Below are 8845 nucleotides of genomic sequence, written 5' to 3'. Positions count from 1 at the left end.
CGACATCCGCGCCTGGGTCAAGGACTGGAACGAAGACCCCAAGCCCTTCATCTGGACCAAGACAGCCGAAGAAATCCTCGACTCCCTCGCCCGCTTCTGCCGACGAATCTCTGGCGCAGGACACTAGGTCGTCGGTCGCGTCGAGAGCGTCCTGGTGAACGGGGTGACGGGCCGCTCCACGCGGTCGCCGTCCACGGTGATGTCGACCGCTTCGTTGTAGAAGGCGAGCAGTCCTTGGACGGCGGCCACCGCGGGCAGCGGGTCCGGGTAGCTCCATACGAGGTTCGCCGGGACGTCGGCGTCGCCCCGCCACGACCAGTACTGGGCGGTGCCCTTGTAGGGGCACCCGGTGCTGTGGTCGGTGGGGACGAGAAGGTCGGCGCGGACGTCATCGCGCGGGATGTAGTACCGCACCGGCAGTCCGGTCTCGAAGAGCAGTACCGGGCGGCGGGTGTCGGCGACGACCGTGCCGTCGATCTCGACCTGGACGTGGCGGCTGCTCGCGATGGCGTCCACTCGATGGTGCGGGTCCCGGGGGTGGACGAAGATCTCTTCCTCCTCCTCGTACCAGCGGTCGAGCCCTCGGCCGCTCCGTCCGAACCACTCGAAGGCGATATGGCCGGCCAGGTCGTCGGCGGGGAAGGTCCAGGCCGCGTTCTCCAGCAGCTCGCCGCCGACTTCGAGGTCGTAGAAGATCTGCGATCCGGCGTGCTTGCCCGTCCGGGGGTTCTTCGCAGGCCGGAGCAGGTCCTCGCGGACCTCCTCGCGCGGAAACGCGTACACGGGGATGGGGAGCTCGGACTCCCAGACGAGAACGGGGTGACGGCTGTCCACGACGGTGATGTCGCCCTTGCGGCCGCGGACCCAGCGTTCGCTGGGCTCCCACTGGATGCCCTCCGGGGTGGTCCGTACGGATCGCTGGGTGAACGTACTCATGACCGCTCTCCTTCGGCTCGTTCAGGCGGTGGCTTCGGCGCTGTACGCACCTGTCGGCCGGACACCCTCATGCTCACCGACGCCCCTACCGAGGACAAGGTGAACCGAGACGGCTCAGGCAGTCGTGTGGCGGCGGCCCTGCCGTCCATCGAGTCCTCGTCAAGCCGAAGATCATGTACCCGACAGCCCCTAAGATGGCAAATCGCAGCGCTTGAATGCGCACCAAGTTGCGTTCACCGCAGGGAGAATGCCCATGGGCACCGAACAAGTCGCACGTACTCGGTCCGACAGCGGGGTCTTGAACAGCCAGTCGGCGGGCCCCATGGTGCCGCGCCTGGTCCTGGGCGCACGGCTGCGCACACTGCGCGAGGAGCGGCAGATATCCCGTGAGGCCGCGGGTCGCGTCATCCGCGGCTCCCGGTCCAAGATCAGCCGGCTTGAGGCCGGCCGCCACGGATTCAAACTGCGTGACGTGGCCGATCTGCTCACCCTCTACGGAGTCACCGACGAGGCCGAACGCGCCACCCTGCTGGCTCTGGCCGAGCAGGCCAACACCCCCGCCTGGTGGCAGTACTACAACGACGTGGTGCCGCCCTGGATGCAGACGTACCTCGGGGCCGAACAGGCAGCGAGTGTCATCCGCTGCTTCGAGGTCCAACGTATTCCCGGCTTACTGCAGACCCCTGACTACGCGCGTGCCGCCATCCAGCTCGCCCACCCGGGTGCTTCCGCGGACGAGATCGACCGGCGGGTCGCGCTGCGGATGACACGCCGGCGGATCCTGCACCGGCAACCGGCGGCTCATCTCTGGGCCGTGCTCGACGAGGCGGCGCTTCGTCGCCTGGTGGGCGGCACCAGTACGATGCGCGCCCAGCTCAGGCATCTCGTCGAGATCTGCCGACTCCCGCAGGTCACCGTCCAGATCATGCCGTTCCACGCCGGCGGCTACGCCGCGGAAGGCGGTCCGGTGACCATCCTGCGCCTCCCCGGCGGCCAGTTGCCCGATGTGGTCTACCTCGAACAACTCGCCGGTGCCCTCTATCCCGACAGGCCGGCCGAGATCGAGCGCTACTGGGATGTCATGAACCACCTGGTGGTCGAGGCCGAATCACCGGACGCGACTCCCGCGATCCTCCATCGCATCCTCCAGGAAATCTGATCTCCAGGCGGGGCCAGCAGCAGGCGGGCTTCAGCGCTTGAGGGCGACACCGCCGTACTGGTGCACCTCCGCAGGGAGGCCCCAGGCGTCGGTGTCGGGACGCCACCGCGAGCACGACGCCACACCCGGTTCGAGCAGTTCAAGACCGTCGAAGTAGCGCACGATCTGCTCGGGGCTGCGGAGGATGTACGGGATCGAGCCACCCTCGTTGTACTGCCGGATGGCCTCGACGTAGGCCTCACTGGTGCTCGTGCTGTCGTACTGCACGAGATAGCTGCCGGAGGGCAGGGCATCCACCAGCTGCCGCACGATCGAGCGTGCCTCGTCGTGGTCCTCGATATGGCCCAGGATGCCCATCAGCATGAGCGCGATGGGCTGGTCGAAGTCCAGCGTCTTCGCGGCCTCCTGCACAATCGTGCTCGGATCGCGCAGGTCAGCGTCGACGTAGTTGGTGACGCCTTCGGGGGTGCTGGTGAGCAGCGCACGGGCGTGCGCCAGCACCAAGGGGTCGTTGTCGACGTAGACGATCCGGCTCTCCGGGGCCACCCGCTGGGCGATCTCATGGGTGTTGTCCACATTGGGCAGCCCCGTGCCTATGTCCAGGAACTGCCGGATGCCCTCCTCAGCGGCCAGATGACGAACAGCGCGCGCGAGGAAGTAGCGAGCGGCACGGGCTCCGGTCTCGATGCCCGGGAAGATCTCGCGGAACGCGTCACCGGCTACACGGTCGACTTCATAGTTGTCCTTCCCGCCCAGCCAGTAGTTCCAGATCCGGGCCGACTGCGGCACGGAGGTATCGATCTTGGAGAGCGCATCCTGGTCAGAGATCTCTGGCTCATCAGTCATGGACCCAACGTTATTCCCCCACGACATTTCCCACGGCTCGACTCAGGTAAATCAGCAGCCCCAAATGCCCGTGTTCGGCCGCCAGTTGGCCTGTTGTCCGCTCACGTACGCACTTCCGCGACGGTACGCAGACGCAGATCGCCCGCCGAGGCTCCGAGCCACACTGTCCGTCGGCCGGTGCCCAGCACCCAGTCGTGGCGTTCGGTGTCCCAGGAGGAGAGGGTGCGTTCGTCGACCCGCACGGCGATCCTGCGCTCCTCCCCCGCCCGCAGGCCGATCCGCCGATAGCCGGCCAACGCCCTGACCGGCTGGTCGAGTTGGAGGTCCGGCGAGGGGCCCACATAGACCTGCGGGATGTCGATGCCGTCGCGGCGTCCGGTGTTGCGCACGGTGAAGGTCACCTCCAGTCCCCGCCCTGACCCGCGTACGCGCAGGTCGCCGTAGGAGAAGGTGGTGTACGAGAGGCCGTGCCCGAAGGGGAACAGCGGACGCACGCCCTGGGCGTCGTACCAGCGGTGGCCGACGTGGACGCCTTCCGAGTACTGCTCGGTGCCTTTCACGCCGGGGTAGCGGCGCGGGTCGTCGGCGGCCGGGTGGTAGTCGTCGTCGAGCGGGAAGGTCTGGGTGAGCCGGCCGCCGGGGTCGCAGTCGCCGAACAGGACGGCGGCGGTGGCGGCCGCGCCCTCCTGGCCCGGGTAGTACATCTGCAGCACCGCGGCGGTGCGCTCCAGCCACGGCATCGACGTGGCGGACGAGGTGTTGAGGACGACGGTCGTGCGGGGGTTCGCCGCCGTCACCGCCTCGATCAGCGCGGCCTGATGTCCGGGCAGGGCGAGGGTCGTGCGGTCCTGGCCCTCGGTGGCGTCCTCGTAGACGAAGAGCACCACGCTGTGCGCGGCCCGCGCAGCCCGCACCGCACGGGCGACGTCCTGGGCACGGGTGGCGCCGGTGACGCGCCGCAGCCGGAACACCTGCCCCTTGTCACCGCCTCGCGCGGTGATCTTCACCTGGTGCGGGCCCTTGGCAAGGTCAAGTGTCTTGCGGCGCACGGTGAGCCCGTCGGGCGCGGTGGAGACGAGGCCGCCGGTGAACTGCTCGGCGAGTCCGGGCGCCACCGGGAAGAGTTCCTCGCCGTCGAGGAGCACCTTGGGGCGCGTACCCGAGTAGTGGATGACGAAGGTCCACTCGTCGGCGTCCTCGACGGTGAGCACTCCCTCGTACGTCCAGGTCTTCCCGGCGGCGACCGGCTGGCCCTCGGTGTCGAGGCCCCGCGAGAAGGCACCCCTTGGGATGGCCTTGCCGAAGAGATCCTCGCCGAGTGCGTACGAAACCTGAGCACCTTGCCCCGCACCTTGCCGCGCACTTTGCCCCGCGCTTTGCCGCGCACGGGACTTGATGGCGTCGAGCGGGCTGTCGGCCCGGTCGGGGACGACATGGGCGCTGCCGCCACCGCTGACGAACGGGATCGATCCGGTGGGCCCGATGACGGCGATGCTGAGGGCGGCGGCACCGGTCAGGGGCAGTGTGCGGTTCTCGTTGCGCAGCAGCGTGGCTCCGGCCTTGGCCACCTCCAGCGCGACCGCCGCGCCCGCCGCCGCATCCCGGGCCGGGCGGGGCGGGACGCTGCCGTCGAGCAGCCCGAAGCCGTCCATCACCGTCAGAAGGCGGCGTACGGAACGCTCGACGTACTTCTCGGCAACGCTCCCGTTCTCAACGGCCGTCTTCAGAGCCTTGCCGAAGTGGGTGCCGTCCGGCATCTCCATGTCGAGGCCGGCGGTGATCGCGGCAGCGGTGCTGTGAGTGGCGCCCCAGTCGGACATCACCCAGCCCTCGAAGCCGAAGCGGTCGCGCAGGATGCCGGTGAGGAGTTCCTTGTTCTGGCAGGCGAAGGTGCCGTTGACCTTGTTGTAGGCGCCCATGACCGCGCCCGTGCCGGCACGGACGGCGGCCTGGAAGGCGCGTAGTTCGACCTCGTGCATCGTCCGCTCGTCGACCCGCACGTCGAGGGTCATGCGGTCCTTCTCCTGGTTGTTCAGCGCGAAGTGCTTGACGGTCGCGATCAGACCCTCGCTCTGGATGCCCTTGATCTCCTGGGCCACCAGGTCGGCGGAGAGCAGCGGGTCCTCGCCGAAGGTCTCGAAGTTGCGCCCCGCGTACGGAGTGCGGATCAGGTTGACCATCGGCGACAACAGGACGTCCTGGCCCAGCGCACGGCCCTCGCGGCCGATGACCTGGCCGTAGCGGCGGGCCAGTGCGGGATCGAAGGCGGAGGCGAGCAGGACGGGAGCGGGCAGGGCCGTGGCGTGCCGGGTGACGCGGACGCCGGCCGGGCCGTCCGCGAGGCGGAGCGGCGGGATGGCCAGGCGGTCCACACCGGGGATGTATCCGGCCTGGCCCAGCGACTCCGGATCGGTGGCGCCGTGCAGCAGCGAGATCTTCTCATCAAGGGTCAGCTCGGCCATCAGGCCCTCGACGCGCGGGCCCGCGCCGGGATCCCGTCTTTCCTGTGCCGCAGCATGCGAGGGGGTCGTGATTCCGGCAGAGGTGGCCGCGGCGGCGACCGCGATCGAACCGCCCAGCAGACGCAGGGCCGATCGCCGGGACACGGTGTCGGACATGAGCCGTCACTCCTTCAGTGCGCGGGCACGTCGGTGTGAGCCCGCGGGTACACGTGCCATCGGCAATCGGCGTTCGACCCTTGAACGCCGGTGAACGCCGGAACCAGGACACGAACCGAAGGAAACGCGTCGGTGACGACCTGTGCGTGGCGCCCCGGAAAGGACCCGGGGCGCCCGCCAGTGCCGCGGCGGCCGCTTTCTTACACCGCGGCGATGCCGGCCTCCACGCCGCAGTGAGCGAGAGGCAGACAGGTGAAGAACCATAGTGGTCTGTGTGACGGGTGGGGCAACTGCCGTCAGTTTCGCGTCAGTTCCTCGTAAGGACTTCCCGCCGGCCCACCGTGCAGCTCGGAGCACATGACGGGGACCTGGACATGGTCTCCATGGCGGCCCCGATGGCGATGCACGTCACTCTTGGCCCGCATTGGCCCGCATGGCCCGCACTCCGTCGAGAAGGACGTATTCCACGCCGTGACACCAATGATGACACCGACGACACCACATATGGCTCGCCATGGTGCCATCCATGTGCCATGATGATGCCATCAGCAGTGCACCCCTCGGTCTTGTCGGCCGAGGGGTGCGCGTTTCGCGGAGTGAGCCAGCAAAGGGGTCGGATCATGGAGACAGCGCAGAGCCGGCAGCAGGCGGCACCCGGCGCCTTCGCCGCATTCGCCCGCTTCGTGCTCTACGGCGGCGGGGTGGGGCTCGCCTCCAGCTTCGCCGTGGCGGCCCTCGCCTCATGGATTCCCTGGGCCCTGGCCAACGCCCTGATCACCGTGGTCTCCACGCTCCTGGCCACCGAACTGCACGCCCGCTTCACCTTCGGCGCGGGCGGGCGCGCGAGCCGGCGCCAGCATGTGCAGTCGGCCGGGTCCGCGGCGGCCGCGTACGCGGTGACCAGCGGGGCGATGCTTGTCCTGCAGCAGCTGGTGGCGACGCCCGGTGCGGTGCTCGAGCAGGTCGTCTACCTGTCCGCCTCCGCACTCGCCGGTGTCGGGCGCTTCGCGGTGCTGCGCCTCGTCGTCTTCGCACGGAACCGCGCGCAGGCCCCGGCCACCGCCCGCACCGCCCGCCCCGTGCACGCGACCATGGCCCGCGCCGTGGCTCCGGCGGGCCCCGCGGTGCTGTGCCACGCCGCCTGACCGCTCCGCGGGGCGGCGTGCCGCGCGGGCCGACGGGCCGACGGGCCGACGGGCCGACGGGCACAAAAGGCCCGATGAGCTACGGGTTTGGACCTCCCGGAGGTGGCCAGCCGCCGAGGGCGGGCAGTCGCTCGACCTCGACGGCGAGCTCCCGAACCGCCCGGGAAGGTCCCGGATAGGTTCCGGGTGGGTCCCTAGTCGCGCACGTCCAAGCGGCTGATCCCGCCGGCGCCGCCCATCCGGTGGAGTGCGCGGGCTCGGCGGCGGGCGTCGCGGATGCCCTGCGTGGCGGCCGACTCGATGCGGTGACCCTCGGCGGTCGTCTCGAGCCGTCGGCTCTCCCGCCGTATCAACACGCCCGTCGCCCAGACGACGAGCCCGAGCAGAGCGACACCGACGATCACCACGAACACCATCGCATCCCCCACCCACAACGAACTCACGGTCCCCGGCCCGAGAGCACCAGCCCTCCATGCTCTTCGCTCTTCATTGTGAAGGCCCACGCGGTACGGGTCACAGGGCAGCGTCGGCAGTTTCGAACCAGGGAACCTGCCAGGACCCGGCAAACAGGGCGGCGACCAGGCTCAGTTGTTCGGTCGCAAGGTCCAGACGACCCTCATCTCGCCAGTGACGGCGCCGTCCTCCCGCTGGATGGCGACGGCGACCGGGAACTCGGGGCGCTTGCCCTCGTCGAGCTCGGCGATGACCTCGGCGATGGGACGGCCGAGTGTCGCGGTGGCCGTGACGGTCCCGCGCGCAAGCTTCTTGTACGCGATCTCGGCGCTGACGGCGAGCGGTACGGCGCGCGCCAGCTGGTCCCCGAACGCGGCGAGGACGACCGCCCCGCTCGCCGACTCTCCCAGCGTGAACATCGCTCCGGCGTGCGGCCCGCCGACGTGGTTGTGGTACTCGCTCTGGTCGGGCAGGGCGAGTACGGCCTTCTCCGGCGTGGTCTCGAGGTACTCGAGTTTCAGGGTCCGGACCATCGGCACCGTGGCGGCGAGCATCTCGCCGATCGACATCTGGTCTGCGCTCATGACCGTCACGTTACCCACGAGTAGCCTTCCTGGCCAGAAGTCGGCGATGTGATCGCAGTATCGTTGCCGCGCATGTGGCCAGGAGAGCAGCCGCCAGGGGGCGGGCAGAATCCGCAGCATCAGCCGAACGGTGGCGGCGGGCAGCAACCCAACCCGTACCAGCAACCCGGCCATCAGCAGCCGAATCCCTATCAGCAGGGCCCGTACCAGCAAGGTCAGTACCAGCAGAGCCCGCTCCAGCAAGGCCCGTACCAGCAAGGCCAGTGGACTGCTCCCACGGTCCCTTCGGGCGCGCCCGTGCCTCCGCCGGGCGGCGGGCGGACGAAGCTCGTAGCGATCGTCGCGGCGGCGGCCGTCGTGGTCGCCGCGGGCGTGACCGGATTCGTTCTGCTGGGCGGCGACAAGGACGACAAGGCCGAACCGGATCCCACCAAGTCCAGTGCACAGCCCACCAGTTCCGGCAACCCACGCGCCTCCGCCGGTGAACAGCCGACGATCGCGGGCTGGAAGGCCGTCGTGAACCCCAAACGCGGCATCGCCTTCGACGTGCCCGCCGAGTGGAGCCTCACCTCGAAGGACTGGGTGTCGTACGTCGCCGAGGACGACGACCCCGAGGAGAAGCCCCTCGTCGCCATGATGGCGCCCGCCAACCTCAAGGAGAAGTGGTGCGGCGCCGACGAGGACAAGGACGGGAACGTGGACTTCACGTCGCTGGCGAGCGCGGGCAGCAAGGGCAACAACGGTGCCAAGAGCACCGAGGAGATCGCCCGGGCGGACTCGAAGGCCTGGGTCTACGGCGCGTACACACAGCCGGACAGGAAACTCGTCGAGACCAGTGCGGTGTCGTCGTTCACCACCACGTCCGGCATCACCGGCAGCGTGGCCACGTCCCGGTCCTCCGGGGTCGCAAAGAAGGACAAGTGCGACTCGGACGGCAAGGCGACGACGTTCGCCTTCAGGGACTCTGACGGCGACTTCGTCTCGTGGTCGTTCGTCGGCGCCAAGGGCGTGTCCGGGGAGGTACCGGACGCGACGGTGAAGAAAATACTCGGCACCGTGCGGCTGTACGCGCAGCCGTCGGAGTCGTGACGCACAGCCGTCGGA

General features: G+C 69.2%; 8 protein-coding genes. 3 read left to right on the top strand and 5 right to left on the bottom strand.

The features are described 5' to 3' along the window. Positions 1 to 123 precede the first annotated feature (123 nt). Positions 124 to 936: a DUF427 domain-containing protein gene (locus tag G5C60_RS32290; protein WP_165264557.1), complete on the bottom strand. Its 813-nt coding sequence runs from the start codon at positions 934 to 936 to the stop codon at positions 124 to 126. 253 nt (positions 937 to 1189) lie between these two features. Here G5C60_RS32290 and G5C60_RS32285 point away from each other — a divergent pair, with 253 nt between their 5' ends. Beyond that, positions 1190 to 2095 carry a helix-turn-helix domain-containing protein gene (locus G5C60_RS32285; RefSeq protein ID WP_165264556.1) on the top strand — a complete coding sequence of 302 codons (906 nt, stop codon included), beginning with the start codon at positions 1190 to 1192 and terminating at the stop codon, positions 2093 to 2095. A 30-nt stretch (positions 2096 to 2125) separates the two neighbouring features. On the opposite strand, the gene G5C60_RS32280 is transcribed toward G5C60_RS32285, so the two are convergent. Both G5C60_RS32280 and G5C60_RS32275 read right to left on the bottom strand, forming a co-directional pair. Then, positions 2126 to 2941, bottom strand: a complete 816-nt coding sequence (locus G5C60_RS32280; RefSeq protein WP_165264555.1) for an SAM-dependent methyltransferase — start codon at positions 2939 to 2941, stop codon at positions 2126 to 2128. 101 nt (positions 2942 to 3042) lie between these two features. Beyond that, positions 3043 to 5559, bottom strand: coding sequence for a beta-glucosidase family protein (locus G5C60_RS32275; protein WP_165264554.1), 2517 nt, complete (start codon positions 5557 to 5559; stop codon positions 3043 to 3045). A 620-nt stretch (positions 5560 to 6179) separates the two neighbouring features. On the opposite strand from G5C60_RS32275, the gene G5C60_RS32270 reads away from it, so the two are divergent. After that, complete coding sequence (locus G5C60_RS32270; protein ID WP_165264553.1) at positions 6180 to 6704, top strand: GtrA domain-containing protein; 525 nt, start codon at positions 6180 to 6182, stop codon at positions 6702 to 6704. Positions 6705 to 6898: 194 nt separating this feature from the next. On the opposite strand, the gene G5C60_RS32265 is transcribed toward G5C60_RS32270, so the two are convergent. Then, positions 6899 to 7120 carry a hypothetical protein gene (locus tag G5C60_RS32265; RefSeq protein ID WP_165264552.1) on the bottom strand — a complete coding sequence of 74 codons (222 nt, stop codon included), beginning with the start codon at positions 7118 to 7120 and terminating at the stop codon, positions 6899 to 6901. A 168-nt stretch (positions 7121 to 7288) separates the two neighbouring features. Further along, entirely contained in the window at positions 7289 to 7726 is a 438-nt protein-coding gene (locus G5C60_RS32260) for a DUF4442 domain-containing protein (protein ID WP_165264559.1), read from the bottom strand. Between the two features lie 87 nt (positions 7727 to 7813). Between G5C60_RS32260 and G5C60_RS32255 the strand changes: the two genes are divergently transcribed. Then, positions 7814 to 8830, top strand: a complete 1017-nt coding sequence (locus G5C60_RS32255) for a DUF8017 domain-containing protein (RefSeq protein ID WP_165264551.1) — start codon at positions 7814 to 7816, stop codon at positions 8828 to 8830. Positions 8831 to 8845: the final 15 nt, after the last annotated feature.

Source organism: Streptomyces scabichelini (assembly GCF_011045015.1).
GTDB lineage: Bacteria > Actinomycetota > Actinomycetes > Streptomycetales > Streptomycetaceae > Streptomyces > Streptomyces scabichelini.
This window is presented reverse-complemented; position numbering and strand designations above follow the sequence as displayed.

Bases quoted from the DNA above. Each gene is read 5' to 3' on its own strand.
- G5C60_RS32290 (WP_165264557.1), bottom strand. From the start codon at position 936: ATGAGTACGTTCACCCAGCGATCCGTACGGACCACCCCGGAGGGCATC.
- G5C60_RS32285 (WP_165264556.1), top strand. From the start codon at position 1,190: ATGGGCACCGAACAAGTCGCACGTACTCGGTCCGACAGCGGGGTCTTG.
- G5C60_RS32280 (WP_165264555.1), bottom strand. From the start codon at position 2,941: ATGACTGATGAGCCAGAGATCTCTGACCAGGATGCGCTCTCCAAGATC.
- G5C60_RS32275 (WP_165264554.1), bottom strand. From the start codon at position 5,559: ATGTCCGACACCGTGTCCCGGCGATCGGCCCTGCGTCTGCTGGGCGGT.
- G5C60_RS32270 (WP_165264553.1), top strand. From the start codon at position 6,180: ATGGAGACAGCGCAGAGCCGGCAGCAGGCGGCACCCGGCGCCTTCGCC.
- G5C60_RS32265 (WP_165264552.1), bottom strand. From the start codon at position 7,120: ATGGTGTTCGTGGTGATCGTCGGTGTCGCTCTGCTCGGGCTCGTCGTC.
- G5C60_RS32260 (WP_165264559.1), bottom strand. From the start codon at position 7,726: ATGTCGATCGGCGAGATGCTCGCCGCCACGGTGCCGATGGTCCGGACC.
- G5C60_RS32255 (WP_165264551.1), top strand. From the start codon at position 7,814: ATGTGGCCAGGAGAGCAGCCGCCAGGGGGCGGGCAGAATCCGCAGCAT.